This window comes from Chromohalobacter israelensis DSM 3043, assembly GCF_000055785.1.
Classification (GTDB): domain Bacteria; phylum Pseudomonadota; class Gammaproteobacteria; order Pseudomonadales; family Halomonadaceae; genus Chromohalobacter; species Chromohalobacter israelensis.
Genome location: NC_007963.1, coordinates 3,352,013 through 3,371,187 on the forward strand (window position 1 = coordinate 3,352,013; position 19,175 = coordinate 3,371,187).

At 65.5% G+C, this 19,175-nt stretch carries 18 protein-coding genes; 4 read left to right on the forward strand and 14 right to left on the reverse strand.

Features of this window, described 5'->3' with window-relative positions:
- Window positions 1–65: 65 nt before the first annotated feature.
- The 8 genes from CSAL_RS15215 to ffh all read right to left on the reverse strand — a co-directional run bounded on the left by CSAL_RS15215 (window position 66) and on the right by ffh (window position 6,912).
- A complete protein-coding gene (locus CSAL_RS15215; RefSeq protein WP_035413187.1) occupies window positions 66–1,382 on the reverse strand; it encodes a homoserine dehydrogenase in 1,317 nt (438 codons plus the stop codon).
- An 82-nt stretch (window positions 1,383–1,464) separates the two neighbouring features.
- A complete protein-coding gene (locus tag CSAL_RS15220) occupies window positions 1,465–2,187 on the reverse strand; it encodes a DsbC family protein (RefSeq protein ID WP_244846402.1) in 723 nt (240 codons plus the stop codon).
- Window positions 2,188–2,204: 17 nt separating this feature from the next.
- Window positions 2,205–3,092, reverse strand: a complete 888-nt coding sequence (gene xerD / locus CSAL_RS15225) for a site-specific tyrosine recombinase XerD (protein ID WP_011508302.1) — start codon at window positions 3,090–3,092, stop codon at window positions 2,205–2,207.
- 126 nt (window positions 3,093–3,218) lie between these two features.
- A complete protein-coding gene (gene rplS / locus CSAL_RS15230; protein WP_011508303.1) occupies window positions 3,219–3,578 on the reverse strand; it encodes a 50S ribosomal protein L19 in 360 nt (119 codons plus the stop codon).
- A 108-nt stretch (window positions 3,579–3,686) separates the two neighbouring features.
- On the reverse strand, window positions 3,687–4,490 hold the full coding sequence (gene trmD, locus CSAL_RS15235; protein ID WP_011508304.1) for a tRNA (guanosine(37)-N1)-methyltransferase TrmD: 804 nt from the start codon (window positions 4,488–4,490) through the stop codon (window positions 3,687–3,689).
- A 39-nt stretch (window positions 4,491–4,529) separates the two neighbouring features.
- Complete coding sequence (gene rimM / locus CSAL_RS15240; protein WP_011508305.1) at window positions 4,530–5,084, reverse strand: ribosome maturation factor RimM; 555 nt, start codon at window positions 5,082–5,084, stop codon at window positions 4,530–4,532.
- A 14-nt stretch (window positions 5,085–5,098) separates the two neighbouring features.
- Entirely contained in the window at window positions 5,099–5,350 is a 252-nt protein-coding gene (gene rpsP / locus CSAL_RS15245) for a 30S ribosomal protein S16 (protein ID WP_011508306.1), read from the reverse strand.
- A 137-nt stretch (window positions 5,351–5,487) separates the two neighbouring features.
- Window positions 5,488–6,912 (reverse strand): signal recognition particle protein, encoded by a 1,425-nt coding sequence (gene ffh, locus CSAL_RS15250; RefSeq protein WP_011508307.1) that lies wholly within the window; start codon window positions 6,910–6,912, stop codon window positions 5,488–5,490.
- Window positions 6,913–7,127: 215 nt separating this feature from the next.
- Between ffh and CSAL_RS15255 the strand changes: the two genes are divergently transcribed.
- A complete protein-coding gene (locus tag CSAL_RS15255; protein ID WP_011508308.1) occupies window positions 7,128–7,928 on the forward strand; it encodes a cytochrome C assembly family protein in 801 nt (266 codons plus the stop codon).
- Between the two features lie 78 nt (window positions 7,929–8,006).
- Window positions 8,007–9,290, forward strand: a complete 1,284-nt coding sequence (locus CSAL_RS15260; RefSeq protein WP_011508309.1) for an HlyC/CorC family transporter — start codon at window positions 8,007–8,009, stop codon at window positions 9,288–9,290.
- A gap of 7 nt (window positions 9,291–9,297) precedes the next feature.
- Here the strand turns inward: CSAL_RS15260 and CSAL_RS15265 are convergent, their stop codons facing one another.
- Both CSAL_RS15265 and CSAL_RS15270 read right to left on the reverse strand, forming a co-directional pair.
- Entirely contained in the window at window positions 9,298–11,187 is a 1,890-nt protein-coding gene (locus CSAL_RS15265) for an MFS transporter (RefSeq protein WP_011508310.1), read from the reverse strand.
- On the reverse strand, window positions 11,184–11,798 hold the full coding sequence (locus tag CSAL_RS15270) for a TetR/AcrR family transcriptional regulator (protein ID WP_035413170.1): 615 nt from the start codon (window positions 11,796–11,798) through the stop codon (window positions 11,184–11,186). Before CSAL_RS15270 ends, CSAL_RS15265 begins: the two co-directional genes overlap by 4 nt.
- A 203-nt stretch (window positions 11,799–12,001) precedes the next feature.
- On the opposite strand from CSAL_RS15270, the gene CSAL_RS15275 reads away from it, so the two are divergent.
- Both CSAL_RS15275 and CSAL_RS15280 read left to right on the forward strand, forming a co-directional pair.
- Window positions 12,002–12,673, forward strand: coding sequence for an SOS response-associated peptidase (locus tag CSAL_RS15275; RefSeq protein WP_011508312.1), 672 nt, complete (start codon window positions 12,002–12,004; stop codon window positions 12,671–12,673).
- 16 nt (window positions 12,674–12,689) lie between these two features.
- Complete coding sequence (locus tag CSAL_RS15280) at window positions 12,690–15,515, forward strand: insulinase family protein (protein WP_011508313.1); 2,826 nt, start codon at window positions 12,690–12,692, stop codon at window positions 15,513–15,515.
- A gap of 92 nt (window positions 15,516–15,607) precedes the next feature.
- Here CSAL_RS15280 and sbcB read toward each other — a convergent pair whose 3' ends face one another.
- The 4 genes from sbcB to minC all read right to left on the reverse strand — a co-directional run bounded on the left by sbcB (window position 15,608) and on the right by minC (window position 19,042).
- The gene (sbcB, locus tag CSAL_RS15285; RefSeq protein ID WP_011508314.1) at window positions 15,608–17,095 is read right to left on the reverse strand and encodes an exodeoxyribonuclease I; all 1,488 of its coding nucleotides are present in this window, start codon (window positions 17,093–17,095) and stop codon (window positions 15,608–15,610) included.
- Window positions 17,096–17,167: 72 nt separating this feature from the next.
- Entirely contained in the window at window positions 17,168–17,422 is a 255-nt protein-coding gene (gene minE, locus CSAL_RS15290; protein ID WP_011508315.1) for a cell division topological specificity factor MinE, read from the reverse strand.
- Window positions 17,419–18,237 carry a septum site-determining protein MinD gene (gene minD, locus CSAL_RS15295; protein WP_011508316.1) on the reverse strand — a complete coding sequence of 273 codons (819 nt, stop codon included), beginning with the start codon at window positions 18,235–18,237 and terminating at the stop codon, window positions 17,419–17,421. Before minD ends, minE begins: the two co-directional genes overlap by 4 nt.
- Before the next feature lie 76 nt (window positions 18,238–18,313).
- Window positions 18,314–19,042 (reverse strand): septum site-determining protein MinC, encoded by a 729-nt coding sequence (minC, locus tag CSAL_RS15300; protein WP_011508317.1) that lies wholly within the window; start codon window positions 19,040–19,042, stop codon window positions 18,314–18,316.
- Window positions 19,043–19,175 lie beyond the last annotated feature (133 nt).

Below are 19,175 nucleotides of genomic sequence, written 5' to 3' on the forward strand. Positions count from 1 at the left end.
GAGCGGCGATGCCGGACCGCAAGCGAATATGCTCGCGGCCCGAGGCTCGCGGCTCGAAGCTTGGATTATTCGTTCTCGTCGAGCGACTCGACCCGGATGCGGTTCACCGGTCCGGCGATATCGGCCAGCGACTCGAGCTGGCGGATCGCCTCGTTCATGTGCTGCTCGCGCGTGCGATGCGTCATCAGGATGATGGGGACCAGTTCTCCCTCGATGGCCTCCTTCTGGATGATCGCCTCGATGGAGATCCCCTGCTCGGAGAGAATCGTCGCCACCCGTGCCAGCACGCCCGGGCGGTCCACCGCCAGCAGACGCAGGTAATAGGCGGTGACGATGTCTTCCATGGGCAGGATCGGCAACGAACCATCGGCTTCGTCGATGCCGCTGAAGGCCAGGTACGGCACGCGATAATGATGCTCGGTGGTGATGTCGCGGGCCACGTCGAGCAGGTCGGCGACCACCGCCGAGGCCGTGGGTTCGGCTCCCGCGCCGGCACCATAGTACAGGGTCGGGCCCACGGCATCGCCCATCACGGCAATGGCGTTCTTCACGCCATGCACGCTGGCCAGCAGACGTTCCTTGGGAATCAACGTCGGGTGCACGCGCAGCTCGAGGCCATTGTCGGTGCGCTTGGAAATCCCCAGGTGCTTGATGACGTAACCCAGCTGGTCGGCCTGCTCGACATCCTCGGCGGTGACCCGCGAAATGCCTTCGGTGTAGGCCTTGTCGAACTGCAGCGGCACACCGAAGGCGATCGAGGCGAGAATCGTCAGCTTGTGCGCGGCGTCGATGCCTTCGACGTCGAAGGTGGGATCGCTCTCGGCATAGCCCAGGGCCTGCGCTTCGGCGAGCACGTCGTCGAAGGCACGGCCCTCGTCGCGCATGTGAGTGAGGATGTAGTTGCCGGTACCGTTGATGATGCCGGCCAGCCACTGGATGCGGTTGGCACCCAGCCCCTCGCGCAGGGACTTGATCACCGGAATGCCGCCCGCCACGGCCGCCTCGAAGGCCACGATCACGCCCTTTTCGTGCGCCGCCTGGAAGATCTCGTTGCCGTGAACGGCGATCAGTGCCTTGTTGGCGGTGACCACGTGCTTGCCATGCTCGATGGCGGTCATCACCAGTTCGCGTGCCACGTCATAGCCGCCGATCAGTTCGACCAGCACATCGACATCCGGGTTGCGGGCCACTTCGAAGACGTCACGGGTGACCTTGACCCCGGCGGTCTCGCATTGCGGGTTGTCGCGACGCGCGCCAACCTGCTCGACCACGATCGGCCGGCTGGCGCGACGCGCGATGTCGTCCGCGTTGCGCGTCAACACATTGAAGGTACCGCCACCCACGGTCCCTAGCCCACAGATACCTACTCTCACCGGTTTCAACGTCACGCTCCCCTTGTTCAGTGTATGTGTCCAGCGGCCTCCGGCACCGAGCCGGAGGCGGAATCGTCTTGTCGTTCGTCGTTCACTCGTCGATGCCCAGCATCGCGGCCAGCCGCTCCGGCGGCACGTATCCCGGCAGCATGCGGCCATCCGGCAGCACGATGGCGGGCGTGCCCTGAATGCCCAGCTCGATGCCCAGGGCATGCTGCTCGGCCACCGGCGCATCGCACTGCGCCGCGGAGGTCGGTGCGTCGTCGCCGCGCATGGCGGCACTCAATGCCTCGCTGGCATTGTCAGCACACCAGGCGTGGCGCATCACCCGCGCCGCCTCGGAGTCGACACCGGCACGCGGGAAGGCCAGATAGTCTACCTCGATTCCCATCTGATTGAGACGGGGTACGGCTTCATGCAGCTTCTGGCAATAAGGGCACGAGGTATCGGTGAACACGGTCACGCGTGCCTTGACCTCGCCGGCGGGCTTGTAAATCACGCGTTGCTCGTCGGGAATCGCATCGAGCCGCTCGACCCGGCGCTCGTTGGCGGCACGCTCGGTGAGGTTGATCATCTGCCCATCGCGGTTTCGATAGAGGTCGCCGACCACCATGTACTCGCCATTCGCATCGGTATAGAGAGTCTGACCACCCTTGAGATGCACCTCATAGAGCCCCGACAGTGGTGAATCATCGATCGAGATCACCGGCAGCGGCTGGCCATTGTGGTTCAGCTTGTCGGCCAGCCCCTCGGGAGGAGCGGCGAGCGTCAGCGGTGCGATCAGGAGGGCCAGGGCACCTCCCAGGACGGACAACGGGACTCTTGGCATGATCAACCTCTGGGATGATGTTGGGCGTGCAGCGCTTCCAGCCGCGCCTGGGCCACTTGGGTATAGATTTGCGTGGTCGACAGGTCGCTATGACCCAGCAACATCTGTACGACACGCAAGTTGGCGCCATGATTCAACAGGTGCGTCGCGAACGCATGACGCAACGTATGCGGCGACAGCGGCTTGTCGATGCCCGCCGACACGGCATGTCGCTTGATGCGGTGCCAGAACGTCTGACGCGTCATGAAGCCATCGTGTCGGCCGGGAAACAAGGGCGGCCGGGTAGGATCCTGCATCAAGTCGCCGCGTCCCTGGCGCAAGTAGCGCGCCAGCCATGCGGTCGCCTCCTCGCCCAGCGGCACCAGGCGCTCCTTGTCGCCCTTGCCGAGCACGCGCAGCACTCCCTGGCGCAGATTGACCGCGTCCACCGTCAGGCCCACCAGCTCGGAAACGCGCAAGCCGCACCCATAGAGCACCTCGAGCATGGTGCGGTCCCGCAGACCCAGCGGCAGCTCGACATCGGGCGCCGCGAGCAGCCGTTCCACCTCGGCCTCGTCCAGGGTATCGGGCAATTTGGTGACGGCCCTGGGGGCACGTGCGTCGGCCAGCGGGTCGACGCTGACGTGCCCCTCGGCCAGCGCCCAACGGTAGAAACGCCGCAAGCAGGACAGCAGACGGGCCACCGAGCGAGGGTGGTAGTGCTCGCGACGCGCCGCCAGGAACGTCTCCAGCGCCTGTTCGTCGGGCGCCATCAGGCAGGCGCCACGCGCCGCGAGATGCGCGAGCCAGGCATCCAGGTCACGCCGGTAGGCCGCCAGCGTATGCTGGCTCAACCCTCGCTCCAGCCATAACCCATCGAGAAAGGCATCGCGCCATTCGAGATCGTTCACCGTCTCCCTCCCCGGTACCGCCCACGGCCGCCCAATATGCAAGAACCCCGCGAGCCGCAGGCCCGCAGGGTTCTCGTCGAGCGCCCAACGGGGCGTTCGTGGCGCCTGGCCGGCGCCGAAAGCCGCTTATCGAGCCAGCTTTTCCTTGATGCGTGCGGACTTGCCGCTGCGCTCGCGGAGGTAGTACAGCTTGGCCTGGCGGACGTCACCGCGGCGCTTGACCTCGATGGAATCGACCAGCGGGCTGTACGTCTGGAACGTACGCTCGACGCCGACACCGTGAGAAATCTTGCGCACGGTGAAGGCGGAGTTGAGCCCGCGATTGCGCTTGCCGATCACCACGCCTTCGAAAGCCTGCAGGCGCTCGCGGTTGCCTTCGACGACCTTGACCTGAACGGTCACGGTGTCACCGGGGGCGAACTCGGGAACGTCCTTGCCCATCTGCTCGGTTTCGAGCGCCTGGATCACCTTGTTCTTGCTGCTCATGACTGACTCCTAACTGTTTGAATGCCCGATGCTGCCTGAAGCGAGTTTCGGTCGTGATCCCGGCGTCGCGAAAACGCGGGAATCGACGTTGTGGGTGACGCGCGCCCCTCACTCTTCGAGGGGTCGTCGCTCCTCCGTCCTGCCGACGTTCTGGCTCGTGGCTTGTTCCGCGATGAACTCGTCGAGCAAGCGCTGCTGCTCACGGTCCAGAGCGCGACCCTCGAGCAACTCGGGCCGCCTGAGCCAGGTGCGTCCGAGGGACTGCTTCAGTCGCCAGCGGCGGATCGCCGCATGATTGCCACTGAGCAGGATATCCGGCACCTGGCGTCCGTCGATGGTTTCGGGACGCGTATAGTGCGGACAATCCAGCAGCCCCTCGCTGAAGGAATCCTCGAGTGCCGAATCGCCGTGGCCGAGCACCCCCGGCACCAGCCGGGATACCGCATCGACCATCACCATGGCCGGGAGCTCGCCGCCGCTCAGCACGTAGTCGCCGATCGACCATTCTTCGTCGATGTCGGCCTCGACGACTCGCTCGTCGATGCCTTCGTAGCGACCGGCGACGACGATCAGTGCCTCCAGATCGGCCAGCTCACGCACGCCGCGCTGGTCGAGCCGCCGCCCCTGAGGCGACAGATAGACCACCCGCGTGCGCGCCGGCGCACAGCCACGGCGTTCGGCGTCACGCCGCGCCTCGGCAATGGCGGGTCGCAGCGTCGCGACCTTCATCAGCATGCCGGGGCCACCGCCGTATGGGCGATCATCCACCGTGCGGTGCTTATCCGTGGCGTAATCCCGGGGATTCCAGAAATCCACCTCTAGCAACCCCTGGTCGACGGCACGCCCCGTTACGCCGTAACGGGTGATCGCCTCGAACATCTCCGGGAACAGGGAGACAACACCAATCCACACGGCTTCATCACTCGGCCAACGACACCGCCCGAAGCGGCGTCAGAATTCGGGATCCCAATCCACTATCATTCGCCCGGCGTCGAGATCCACTTGACGGATCACGTCGTCGGGCAGAAACGGCAACAGCCGTTCCCGCTCATCGAGACTCGCCTCGCTGGGCCGGATCACCAGTACATCGTTGGCGCCCGTCTCGAAGAGGTAGTTCACTTGCCCCAGGCATTCACCGTCCAGCGTCTCGACCCGCAGGCCTTCGAGCTGGTACCAGTAATAGTCTCCCGGCGCGAGCGCCGGCAACGCCTGCTTGGGCAGGAGAATGTCCGCGCCGGCCCATTGCTCGGCCAGTTCGCGGCTCGAGATGCCTTCCAGGCTGGCGACCAGCCCTTTGCCATGGGGGCGCCCCTGGCTCAGCTTGCACGCTCGGCGCTCGCCTCGCTTCGACAACACCCACTCGGCATGCTCGAAGATGCCCTCGATGGGGCTGGTGTACGAATACACCTTCAGCCACCCTTTCACGCCGTAGGGACTGGTCAGGCGGCCGAGCACCACGTGCTCGTCGTCTTGCGCCGTGTCGGCGCCACCGGTCTCGTGCGACATGTCGGGCAGCGCACTCACGCTTGCTGCTTGCGTGCTTCTTTCAGCAGCTCGGCGACGCGATCGGAGACCTGCGCGCCCAGTTCCTGCCAATGCGCGGCACGCTCGAGATCGACGCGCAGACGCTCTTCCTGACCACGGGCCACCGGGTTGAAGAAGCCGATGCGCTCGATGAAGCGGCCGTCGCGAGACTTGCGCGAGTCGCTGACGGTCAGGTGATAGAAGGGACGCTTCTTGGCGCCACCACGGGCCAAACGGATGGTAACCATGCGCTAAAATCCTACGGTTGAAGTTTTACGTTACGCCACGGACTGTCGCGGCGGGCATACCCACCTGCGAAGACGCAGCATTCTACGGAAAAAGGCACGTATTGGAAACCTTTTTCCTTGACAAGCAGACGCCGCACTCAGCGGCGCGGAAAGCCGCCGGGACCACCGCCCATGCCGGGGCCGCCCATTCCCGGGCCACCCATGCCGGGCCCGCCGGGGCCACCGCCCATGCCGGCCATCCCGCGCATCATTTTCTGCATGCCGCCTTTCTTGCCGACCTTCTTCATCATCTTCTGCATCTGCTTGTGCTGCTTGAGCAGACGATTGAGATCGGGCACCTGCAGCCCCGCCCCCGCCGCGATGCGGCGCTTGCGCGAGCCATTGATGATCTCCGGCTTGCGGCGCTCCTTCGGCGTCATCGAGTTGATCAGCGACTCGAGCTTGCCCAGTTCCTTCTCGGCACCGGGGCTTTGCGCGGCCTCGGCCATCTGCCCCATGCCCGGCAACTTGCCCATCAAGCCGCCCATGCCGCCCATCTTCTTGAGCTGCTGCAGCTGGTCACGGAAGTCCTCGAGGTCGAAGCCGTCGCCCTTCTTGACCTTCTTGGCCAGCTTCGCCGCCTTGTCCTCGTCGACGCTGCGCTCGGCCTCCTCGATCAGCGACAGCATGTCGCCCATGCCGAGAATCCGCGACGCCACGCGATCCGGATGGAAGGGCTCCAGGGCGTCGACCTTCTCGCCCATGCCCATGAACTTGATCGGCTTGCCGGTGACGTGGCGCACGGAGAGCGCCGCCCCGCCACGCGCATCGCCGTCCGCCTTGGTGAGAATCACCCCGGTCAGCGGCAGCGCCTCGTGGAAGGCCTGGGCGGTGTTCGCCGCATCCTGGCCGGTCATCGCATCGACCACGAACAGCGTCTCGTCCGGCGTGGTCGCGCCATGCAGCGCCTGAATTTCTTCCATCATGGCCTGATCGACGGACAACCGGCCGGCGGTGTCCACGATCACGATGTCATGAAACTGGATTTTGGCGTGCTTGATCGCCGCCTGGGCAATCTCCACCGGCCGCTGCGCGCTGGTCGACGGGAAGAAGTCGACCTCCACCTCGTTGGCCAGCGTCTCGAGCTGATCGATGGCCGCGGGACGATAGACGTCGGCGGAGACCACCAGCACTTTTTTCTTTTCCCGCTCGCGCAGGAAGCGCGCCAGCTTGGCAACCGAAGTCGTCTTGCCCGCGCCCTGCAAGCCGGCCATCAGAATGACCGAGGGCGAACTCTTGAGCGACAACGCTTCGTTGGCTTCGCCCATGATCGCTTCCAGCTCCTGCTGGACGATCTTGACGAACTGCTGGCCCGGCGACAGGCTGCGGGAAACTTCCTGACCCACGGCACGCTCGCGCACCCGCTCGACGAACGCCTTGACCACCGGCAGGGCCACATCGGCCTCCAGCAGTGCACGACGTACCTCGCGCAGGGTATCCTTGATGTTGTCCTCGGTCAGCTTGGCCTGACCGGTGATCGACTTGAGCGTGCCCGACAGGCGCTCGGTCAAACTTTCAAACATGGCGCTCTCCGGCAGGAATTGCCTAGGCATGAAACGGCGATTATACGCGTTCGTAGCGATGGTCTCCATGCACCCGTGGCAATGCCCGGATGACGCAGGGGATTCGCTATGGCGCGGGGATTCGCTATAGTAACGCTCCCGAGCCCACGTGGCACGGCCACAATGGGGTACTTCAATTTATCTTCGACGCCGACCGGCGCAGGGATTGGCCACCGATGCAGGCGCTGCCTTTTGCGATTCTCGCCATTGTCTGTTATCTCGCCGCAGGAAGCTGGCAAGCACTGGCGCTCGCCAGGCGCGTGGCGCCCCGAGCGGCGCTCGTGCGCTCGCTGGGCCTGCTTGCGGTCAGCGCGCACGCCGTGGTCGTGGCCCACAGCGTCTTTCTCGGTCACGGACTGCATCTGGGGCTGTTCGAGAGCGCATCGCTGTTCAGCTGGCTGATCGCGGCGCTGTTGATCGCCGTCAGCCTGCTCAAGCCGTTATTGAGCGTCGGAGCCGGTCTCTTTCCACTGGCGGCGCTGACCCTGATCGCGCTGATGCTGTTCCCCAGCCACATGGTCGAGGCCAACGTCTCGCCCGGCATCGTCTTTCATATCCTGACGTCGAGCGTGGCCTCGGCATTGCTCAGCATCGCCGCCGTGCAAGCCATGCTGGTCGCGCTGCAGAATCACGCACTCAAGCGCCGGCATACGCGCGGCATCGTCCAGGTGCTGCCTGCCCTGACCAGCATGGAACGCCTGCTGTTCGAGCTGATCGGCGCCGGCCTGCTGCTGCTCACCGCGGCGATCGTCAGCGGCTTCATCTTCATCGACAACCTGTTCGCGCAGCATCTCGTGCACAAGACGGTGTTCTCGCTGGCCGCCTGGATGGTCTTCACCGGCCTGCTCATCGGGCGTCACTGGCTGGGCTGGCGCGGCGCGCGCGCCGTGCGCTGGACGCTGGGCGGCTGCCTGCTGCTGGTGCTCGGCTACTTCGGCACCAAGGTCGCGCTGCAGCTCGTCTTCCACGACGTGTGATAGCCCAGAGGTCGCCTTGACACCCCCGGGGGGAATCCCTACAAACGACGTTGGCTTTCAAGCGAGGACCTCTCCACCTTGAGCGATGACATACCCTTGGGGCTGCTGCTGACGCTGCTGCTCGTGCTCATTTGCCTATCCGCCTTCTTCTCCAGCTCGGAAACCGGGATGATGTCGATCAACCGCTACCGCCTGTCGCATCAGGCCAATAGCGGCGAGCGCGCGGCCAAGCGCGTGCTGCGACTGCTCAGTCGCCCCGACCGCCTCATCGGCGTCATCCTCATCGGCAACAACTTCGTCAACAATCTCGCGGCGTCGATTGCCACGATCATCGCCATTCACTTCTTCGGCGATGTCTCCGGGCCGGCCATCGCCACGGCGGCGTTGACCATCGTGATCCTGATCTTCGCCGAGGTCACGCCCAAGACCTTCGCCGCCGTCAAGCCCGAACGCATCGCGTATCCCGCGTCGGTGGCCCTCGAACCGCTGCTCAAGCTGTTCTACCCGTTCGTGTGGCTGGTCAACGCCATTTCCAACGGTCTGCTGCGGCTGCTGGGCATCCGCGACATCGACGGCAGCGCCGACAACCTGACCCGCGACGAGTTGCGCACGGTGGTGCATGAAGCCGGCACCATGATTCCACGTCGTCACCAGACGATGCTGCTGTCGATCCTCGACCTGGAGAATGTCACCGTCAACGACATCATGGTGCCGCGTCAGGAGATCGCCGGCATCGATCTCGACGACGACCTCGAGACGATCCTCGCCCAGATCCGCTCCAGCCAGCACACCCGGGTGCCGGTGTACAAAGGCGACATCAACAACATCATCGGGATACTGCACCTGCGCAATGCCGCCCGTTTCCTCTCCAAGCCCGAAGTAACCAAGGCTGCCATCGTGCAGGAGGCCCGGGAGCCCTACTTCATCCCCGAATCGACCCCGCTGCACACGCAGCTGCTCAACTTTCAGCAGCACAAGCGGCGCATCGGCATCGTGGTCGACGAATACGGCGACGTGGAAGGACTGGCGACACTGGAAGACATCCTCGAGGAGATCGTCGGCGAGTTCACCACCGACGAAGCCGCCACCCACCGCGAGATCCATCCGCAGGACGACGGCAGCTACATCATCGAGGGCACGACCAACATTCGCGACATCAACAAGGTGCTCGCCTGGCAACTGCCCACCGATGGCCCCAAGACCCTCAACGGCCTGATCCTCGAGCACCTGGAGGCCTTCCCCGACGCGCCCGCCTGCCTGCAGCTGGGCGCGATCCGCATGGAAATCCTGCAGATCAAGGACAACCTGATCACCTCGGCGCGGTGCTGGCAGTCCGCACGCCGTGCCAGGGCCCTGGGCTAGGCCAGGGCTAAGACTCCACCCCGATCTCGGCTTCCGCTTTGGCCTTGAGCGTCGCGACACGGCGCTCCATTTCGGCGCGGGTCGCCTGACCGGCAGGAATGGGGTCGCCGAAGTACAGCGCCACGCGGGCCCGGAAACGGCGCGGCCACTTGGTCAGCGCCTTGCCGCCACGGTTCGAGGTCCATGACCCCCACAGGCCGGCCAGACCGGCAGGCACCACGGGGACCGGGTCGCGGGCCAGGATGATGTCGATGCCGCGCCGGAACCGATGCACCTTGCCATCGGGCGTCAGCCGCCCTTCCGGAAACAGCATGACGACCTCGCCCTGGCGCAGGGCATGGCTCACCTCATCCAGGGCCCGGCGCACGCCGCCCGGGTCGCAGCGCTCCGAATCCACCGGAATCGCACCGGCGATGCGGAAGAACCAGTTGAGCCAGCGGGACTCGTAGATCGGGCGATCCATCAAGAACCGCAGCGGACGCGGACAACCGCCGCCCAGGATCAAGGCGTCCATGAAGCTGACATGGTTGCACACCACGAGTGCCGCACCTCGAGCGGGGACGGCCTGGCGCCCGCGAAAGCGCAGCCGGTAGAGCACACGGATCAGCACGAAGATCGACAGACGCAGCACGGGACGTGGCACACAGCACAAGATCGCCGCCGCCAGGGTCAGCGAAATCGCCGAAAGCGCCAGCATGAAGGCGTTGAGCGATGCACCGACCAGGGTCAGCATCACCACCCCGAAGGCCGCCGCCAGCACCATGAACAAGGCATTGAGGATATTGTTGGCGGCGATCATGCGAGCACGATGGTCATCGCGACTTTCCAACTGGATCAGCGTGTACAGCGGGACGATGTAGAGGCCTCCACCCAGGCCGATCGCCGCGAGATCGAGCATCTGATGCCAGAATGCCGGCACCAGGCTCAAGGCCGCCAGGCCCGAGTCGTTGCCCGCCAGCGGCTGAGTCAGCCCCAGGTCCAGCCCGGCCAGACCAAAGATCATGGCCCCCGCCGGTACCAGACCGACTTCCAGTCGCCCGGCCGACAGGCGCGCACACAGCAGCGCACCGGCCCCCACCCCGAGCGCGAATGCCGCCAGCAAGGCGCTGACGACGGCCTCGTTGCCGTGCACGACATCCCGCGTCCAGGCCGGCAGCTGCGTCAGGTAACAGGCCCCCAGGAACCAGAACAGGCTGATGCCCAGCAAGGCACGAAACACTCGCGGCTCGCGCCAGGCATCGCGCATGACCTCGCACGCTCCGCGCCAGGGTCGCCACTGGACCGCTCCTTCCTGACTGGAGGGGGCACTGGGCACCCACAGGCTGGCAAGGCAGCCGAGCAACGCCAGCGACACCAGGGTGACGGCGATCGCGCCACGCGCCCAGGCGCCGTCCAGGGCGGCCAGCAGGCCGGCCAGCAGCGTTCCCAGCAATATCGACAGGAAGGTGCCCAGACTGACCCAGGCATTGCCCTTGACCAGCTCGGTCGCCGACAGATGCTGCGGCAGGATGGCGTACTTGACCGGGCCGAAGAGCGCCGACTGGGTACCCATCATGAACAGCAGCGCCAGCAGCAGGAGATAGGCCTCGTACCACACGGCGGCAGCCGCCACGCACATGGTGACGAGCTCGAGCAGCTTGAGGCGACGAATCAGGCGCTGCTTGTCGAGACGATCGGCCAGCAGGCCGCCCCATGCGGAAAACAGCAGGAAGGGCAGAATGAAAAGGCCTGCGGCAAGGTTGTTGAGCAGCCCCGTGTCCCAGCCGTAACGCGGCACGGCCACGAAGGTGAGCAGCAGCAGCAGCACGTTCTTGAAGACATTGTCGTTGAACGCGCCCAGAGCCTGGGTCCAGAAGAAGGGAGCGAAACGCCGTTGGGTAAGCAGTTGCGGGATCACGGCTCTCTCGGACCGTACTTGAGCCCCATCAAGGTCGTGGTCAGCAATTGATCGAGCAGCGCCGTGACTTCCAGCGATTGCCCCTGCCAGACCCCCAGGCGCTCGCTGAGGCCCAGCTGCACCAGGCCGTGCACGCTGCCCCACAGGGTGCGCGCCATGCGCCGGGCCTCGAGCTCGCCCATGCGGGGCTGGTACTCGGTCAGGGCCGCCTCGACGCGCACGAACAGCCCTTCGATCATGTCGTTCTGGCGCTGATCCAGTTCGCCTTCCTGAGCCAGCGGATAGTCGAACAGCATCTGCCAGCGGTAGGGCTCGTGCTGCGCGTACATCCAGTACGCCGTGGCCAGCGCCTTGAGACGCGGCTCGGGGTCGGTGCCCTCGAGCCCTTCCATGGCCGCCCGCAAACGTCCCAGCGTCTCGACGTTGACGTATTGCAGCAGGTTGCCGAAGCTGCCGTAGAGCTTGAGCAAGGTGCTCGGCGCGCATCCCACTTCGCGCGCCAGGGAGCGCAACGACAGCGTATGCACGGGATTATCGCGCAGCCAGGCGTCACACACCGCCATGACCTGGCCATGCAGCACCTCGGGTGCATGCTGTCTGGGACGAGCCATCGGATTCCTCATGATGAGCAGGCGCGATCTCGTCTCCCGTCGAGTGCAAGAGTTCGAGCCGCGCATGGTCGAACAGCGTTTCCCCCAGCATATCGGGAACGCACGCAAACGCAAGTCACAAGCACTGCCGGATATCAAAAGCAGCGCTGGCAAGCCCCCGTCGGCTTGGCTTACCCTGACGCGCCCAACCGCGAGGAGAGCGCATGGCCGGCCGTCTCTACATCAAGCCCTGGACAACGCCGCCGCTCGACGCATTGCGTCAGGAGGTCACGCCGATCGTGGGGCCCAATCTGGCGCCGCGCCGTCCCCTGTCGATCATTCGACATGGGCAGGGCGAGGCGCATTGGGCCACGGCATTCTGGGGGCTGACACCGCCCTGGCTCAAGGTGCTGGACCATGCCCCCCACTGCGCACGCGCCGAGTCGCTCGAACAACGCCCCATGTTCCGCGAGGCGTTCCAGGCACGTCGCTGCCTGATCCCGGTCGCCGGGGTCTATGTATGGAAGCCGCAGCCACGCATGAAACAGCCGTTCCTGGTCACTCGCGTCGATCGTGCACCGCTGTTGCTGGCCGGGGTCTGGTGCCGTTACCACACCACGCTGACCGAATTCACGGATTCCGCGGCCCTGGTCACGGTCCCCGCCAACCTCATGCTGACGCCCTTGAGCGACCGCTTTCCGGCAGTCATCGACGCCCGGGATGCGCCCCGCTGGCTGGACCCCGCGACGCCGCTCGATGACGCGCGTGCCATGCTCACTCCCGCGCCCTTGGAACTGTTGGGCGCTTTTCCTGTATCAAGACGTGTCAACGATCCATCGCACCAGGATTGGGCCTGCGGTCATCCCACCGGTCCGATGACCTACTGGCATCACTGAACAAGGAGCCATCATCGTGCTTTCATCCCGTTCCCGTGCCGGCCGCTGGCTGCTCGGCATGTGCCTTTTTCTCCTCGCCGTCTCTCAGACGGTGTACGCCAGCGACCCGGTGGCCAAGGTCGTCGATCCCATCGCCAGCCCCAACGATTCGCGCGACTACCGGGCGCTGACGCTCGATAACGGCCTCGAGATCCTGCTGGTCAGCGACCCGGAAGCCGACGAGGCCGCCGCCGCCATGAACGTGGACGTCGGCAGCAGCGACGACCCCGACGCCACGCCCGGCCTGGCACACTTTCTCGAGCACATGCTGTTTCTCGGCACCGACCGTTATCCCGAGGCCGATGCCTATCAGAATTTCATTTCGGCGCACGGCGGCGATCACAACGCCTTCACCGCCTCACGCGATACCAATTACTACTTCGACATCGAACCGACGGCCCTGCCCGAGGCCCTGGACCGTTTCAGTCGCTTCTTCGTCGCCCCGCGCTTCAACCCCGAGTATGTCGAGCGCGAGCGCAACGCCGTGCACTCCGAATACCAGGCCCGCCTGCGCGATGACGGGCGCCGCATCAACGAAGCCACCGATCGCGCCCTCAACCCCGAACACCCGGCGACGAGGTTTGCGGTGGGCAGCCTGGAGACGCTCCAGGGCGGGGAGCGCTCACTGCGCGAGAAACTGATCGACTTCTACGAGTCCCACTACGGGGCCAATGTCATGCACTTGACGGTCATCGGCCCCCAGTCCCTCGACACCCTCGAGTCCATGGTCCGCGATCGCTTTGCCGAGATTCCCGATCGAGGCCTGACACGCACCCCGATCGAGACACCCCTGGTCACCGACGCCGAGCTTCCCGCCCGCCTGGCGGTCAAGAGCCTGTCCCGGGACCGGGAGGTTCGCTTTTTGTTCCCGATTCCCGACCCGCAGCAGGACTACCGCACCAAGCCTGCCGAGTACCTGGCCAATCTACTCGGCCACGAAGGCGAGGGCAGCCTGCTGGCGGCCCTGCGCCGCGAAGGGTGGGCCGACGGCCTCTCGGCGGGTACCACGAACGGCGACGGTCGGCATGCCTTGTTTGCCGTCTCGATCAGCCTCACGCCGGAAGGCGCCAAGCATCTCTCGCGCATTCAGGCCAGCCTGTTCGACCAGATCGAGCGCATCCGCGAGCAAGGGCTCCAGGCCTGGCGTTACGATGAGCAGGCCCGCCTCAATGAGCAGGCCTTTCGCTTCCAGCAACGTGGCGAGCCGATCGAGCAGGCGAGCCAGCTGGCCATGCGCCTGGCCCACGTGCCGCTCGAGGATGTGCAGTACGCTCCCTACCGCATGGACGGATTCGACGCCGCCCGCATTCGCGACTATCTGGCCGACATGACGCCCGCGCACCTGTTGCGCGTGTACAGCGGGCCGGACGTGGAGGGCGAGACCACCTCGCCCTACTTCGACGCCCCCTATACGCTGAGCCGGGTCGAAACCTGGCCGGAGGCCAGCGCCCTGGACGGCCTCGAGCTCCCCTCACGCAATCCTTTCATCGCCGAGGACCTCGAGGTGCACGCCTTGAGCGGCGATCGACCCCAGGCCATCGTCGACGCACCCAGCGTCGAACTCTGGCACCTGGCCAACGACCGCTTCGGCACACCACGCGTGGAGTGGCGCTTCAGCCTGCAGTCCCCCGACACCTCCGCCAGCGCCCGCAATGCCGCCCTGACGCGACTGCTCGCGGGCTGGATCACCGACAGCCTCAATGCACGCTTCTACCCCGCTCGCCTGGCCGGTCAATCCTTCGATGCCTATGCCCACGCACGGGGCATCACGCTGACCTTCTCCGGCTGGCGCGACCGTCAGTCAAGGTTGATGAACGACGTCGTCGAACGCCTGAAACGAGGCGACATCAGCGAGGCGAGTTTCTCGCGCGTCAAGTACCGGCTGTCACAGCAGTGGCGCAACGCCGCCCAGGCGCCTCTACACCAGCAGATGTACCGGTCGCTCGGCGAGGCGCTGCTGCGTCCCCAATGGTCGACATCGGCGATGCTCGACGCCTTGTCATCCCTCGACGTCGAGGATCTGCGCGACTACCGTGCCACGTTCCTCGGCGACCTCTACGTGCAGGCCATGGCGGTGGGCAACCTGAGCGACGAACTGGCGCGTCGCGAGGGACTGCAGATCGCCAACGCCCTCGCCCCTCGTCTGCATGCCGAGGACATACCGCCCCTGGCGCCGCTGGCGATCCCCGAGACGCCGCCGACCCTGCACCCCCGCAGCACGCGCAACGACGCCGCCGTACTGCGCTATCTGCAAGGCCCCGACCGCAGCCTGGAAAGCCAGGCTCGGCTGGCGGTCATCGGCAAGCTGATCGAGGCACCGTTCTACACCCGATTGCGCACCGAGGAGCAACTGGGCTATATCGTCACGGCCGGCTACTCGCCGATACTGGATGCGCCAGGCCTGGCCATGCTGGTGCAGTCCCCCGACACCGGAAAACAGCGCATCGCCCAGCGCATGGAGGCCTTCCTGGAGGACTTCGACGCGCGCATGGCCTCCCTCGACGACAGTGCCCTCGCGCCCTATCGCGCGGCCGTCAGCAGCCGCTTGCGGGAGCGTGACAATAGCCTGGGCGAACTGACCGACCGGCTCTGGCAGACACTGGCCTTCGCCGAGCCGGACTTCGCGCGCCGCGACAAACTGGCCGACACGGTCGACGCCCTGGACGCCGAAGCGGTGCGTCAGGCCTGGCAGCGTCTGCGTCGCTCGCCGCCGCTCACGGTCAACTACGACGCTCGGACCACTGCCAGCGACATCCCGTCCCTCGTCGACACCTTCCGTCCCCTGCCGGCAACGCGGGACTGAGCGTACGCGGCTCGAAACGACATGCGCCCGAGCCACATCAGGCCCGGGCGCATGTCGTCATGACGTGAGCGTCGCATCGCGACGAAATCGTGTCAGCCGAACGCCTGCGGCGGCATCATCGCCTCGACGTGCATGACCAGCTCTTCGAGCACCTGGCGCTGCGCGTCGTCCAGCGGCACCTGGTTGAGACGTTCGATCTCGCGCGCGAACCCCGTCAACGTCAGGCTGGCCACCTCGGCGTCGTTCATGCGCGCCCAGCGATAGGCCTCCCACTGCGCCTGCTCCTCGCTGCTCAGGGTGTCGGGATAGTTGCGCGCGCGCAGACGAAACAGCATTTCCTCCAGACGCGGATCCTGAAAGGCGAAGCTCGCCTCGGCCAGGTCCCAGGCCGGCATCTCGCGTGCGCGCTGCATCTCGCGCCGGTCCGCGGGCGAGAAAAAGCCCCCCGAATACAGCATCAGATCCGGGTCGCTGGGTGGTGCTCCGGGGCCCTCGGCGAATACCTCGGCAGCCTTGGCCGCCACGTCCGGCGCCGCCTGGAGCTGCTTCCAGTGGCGGCGGCAGGCTGCCATGTCCAGGCCCAGCCGGGCCACGAGGGCACCGTATTCGCCCCGCTGCGGACCATCGACGTCCTTGAGCGAGGCCGCCGGCATGATCACCGGACTCTTGTTGATGTGAATCACCTTGAGAGGAATGCGCGCCTCTCCCTCGGCCAGCTCATCGGCACTGGCGAACACCCGCTCGCGGATCTGCGCCGCCTCCATCGACAGCAGCGGTGAGGGATCCACCGACAGGTCATAGACGATCACCCCGTTGGGATTGCTGGGATGCTCGGCGAGCGGCACCACCAGGGCACTGCAGCCACGACTGGCGGGGTAACGCCGCGACACGTGCAGCATCGGCTTGCGCGCCTGGATGTCCAGCATCCTGGCCACCGTGCGCTTGTCGCGCAGCTTGAGCAGGTACTCGAACAACTGGGCGTTGCGGGCCTTGAGCAGACGCGCCAGCTCGATGGTCGCACGGACGTCGGCCAATGCATCGTGGGCACCGGCATGCTCGATGCCGTTGGCGGCGGTCAAGTCCTCGAGACGAAAGCTCGGCGCGCCGTCTTCGCGCGTCGGCCACTCGATGCCGTCGGGACGCAGGGCATGATAGGTACGCACCACATCGATCAGGTCCCATCGCGAGTTGCCGTTCTGCCATTCGCGCGAGTACGGATCGATGAAGTTGCGGTAGAAGAGATGACGGCTGACTTCGTCGTCGAAACGCAGCGTGTTATAGCCCAGCGAGCAGGTGCCGGGGACACTCATCTCGGCGTGGATGCGCGCGGCGAACTCGATCTCGGCCAGGCCACGACGGCGAGCCGCCTGGGGCGTGATGCCCGTGATCAGACAGGCCTGGGGATGAGGCAGGAAATCGTCCGCCGGCTTGCAATAGAACGTCATTGGTTCGCCGACGGGATTGAAGTCGCTGTCGGTGCGGATCGCGGCGAACTGCGCGGGGCGGTCGCGCCGAGGATCGGCACCGAAGGTCTCGTAATCATGCCAAAGAAAGGTCGGCTCGGTCTTGCCCTGCGCCATGGCCGCAGTCTCCCCCACTGCCAAAAGCGCTCAGCCTAGCATACCCGGCCGCCCGACTCAGCCGACGGGCTTTCACTCATCGCGCGGCAACGTGACGTTGAGCTCGAGCACCGAGCAATCGTTATCGCGGTCCAGACTGATGTTGATCGCATCCTGGTCCACCTGCACGTAGCGCCGAATCACCTCGAGCAGCTCTTTTTCCAGCATCGGCATGTAGTCGGGCTGATCGCGCTGTCCCCGCTGGTGCGCCACGATGATCTGAAGGCGCTCCTTGGCAACCGATGCCGACTTCTTGCGTTCGCGTTTCAGAAATTCGAGCAGTTTCACCGGCGGCCTCCTCCAAACATACGGGAGAGCAGTCCTTTCTTCTGGAATTCATGAAAGCGCAGCGGCACGTCTTCGCCGAGGAGCCGCGACACGGTGTCCGCATAGGCCTGACCCGCGTCGCTGTCCATGTCGTGCACCACGGGCACGCCCTGGTTGGACGCACGCAGCACCGCCTCGGATTCGGGGATCAGGCCCACCAGATTGATGGCCAGGATCTCGCGCACGTCGTCGAGCGTCAGCATGTCGCCCGAGGTCACGCGATTGGGGTCATAGCGGGTGATCAGCAAATGCTCCTTCACCGGTGGCTCGCTGCGTTCGGCGCGCCGCGTCTTGGACGCCAGCAAGCCCAGAATGCGGTCGGAATCGCGTACCGACGACACCTCGGGATTGGTCACCACGATGGCCTCGTCGGCGAAGTACATCGCCAACTGCGCACCGTGCTCGATGCCCGCCGGCGAATCGCAGACGATGAAATCGTATTCCTGGGACAGGGCCTCGAGCACCTTTTCCACGCCATCGGCGGTCAGGGCCTCCTTGTCGCGCGTCTGAGACGCCGGCAGGATATGCAGGTTCTCGGTCCGCTTGTCGCGGATCAAGGCCTGGTTGAGGCCCGCCTCGCCCTGGATGACGTTGATCAGGTCATAGACCACGCGACGCTCGCACCCCATGATGAGGTCGAGGTTGCGAAGCCCCACGTCGAAATCGATCACGACGGTCTTGTTGCCACGCAGCGCCAGTCCCGTGGCGATGGCCGCTGCGCTGGTGGTTTTACCGACTCCGCCCTTGCCGGAGGTCACTACAATGATCTTGGCCAAGATGAGCTTCCTGTTGCTATTGAGTCGTTCGTACTAGCCATCCCCGCTGGCGCGACATGGCGCCCTGACATCCCGGCTAGCCGAGCGATGAAATGTTCAATTGGTCGTCGCGCAACTGTACCTGCACGGGCTGGCTCAACAGGCGCGGATCGATGTCTTCAAGGCGCTTGTAATTGCCGGCCAGCGACAGCAGCTCGGCGTGCAGTTCCTGGCAGAAGATGCCCGCCTGACGATCGCCGTGAATGCCGCCGAGCGCCCGTCCGCGCAGCGGGCCATAGACATGCACGCTGCCGGCGGCAAGCACTTCGGCGCCGGGGTTGACCGCCCCCACGACGACCAGGTCGCCCTCGGGCGCGCTGATCTGCTGTCCCGAACGGACCGTGCCGCGATAGATACGCCCCACGGTGGGCGACGCCGTCGCCTCGACCTCGGGAGACGGCGCGTCGGCGAGCGGCACTTCCTCCACCGCCCGTGGACGCGCCTCCTGCGGCGGAAACCACCCCAGCCCCAGCGCCCAGGCGGACTGCTTCACGGGGTCGGTTCCGCCGCGCACCGCCACCGGCAGCAATTTATGCGCGCGGCACACGGCACAAATGCGCTCCAGCGCGAGATGCGGCTCATCGAGACGTTCTACGCTGAGGACCACCGGCGTATGTTGAAAGAACGCGGGCGACTGGCTCACCTTGCCGGACAGTTGGGCGCGAATCTGCTCGGGGTCGGCGCTCGTCAGTTCCATGACCGTCATGGGCAGCATGCCACCCTTGAAGGTGAACGCCGATGCTGCCCGATCCATGTTGAGGCTCATGGCCGCACTCCACAGCTGATGTCTGGTGTAAGGATAAAGCTAAGCGAGGGTCGTGATGGCTGCAACTGATGATAAGACCAGCGCTACGCTGTTGTCAGGTGTCTCCACACACCGACGCCCTTGCCTTCGTCGT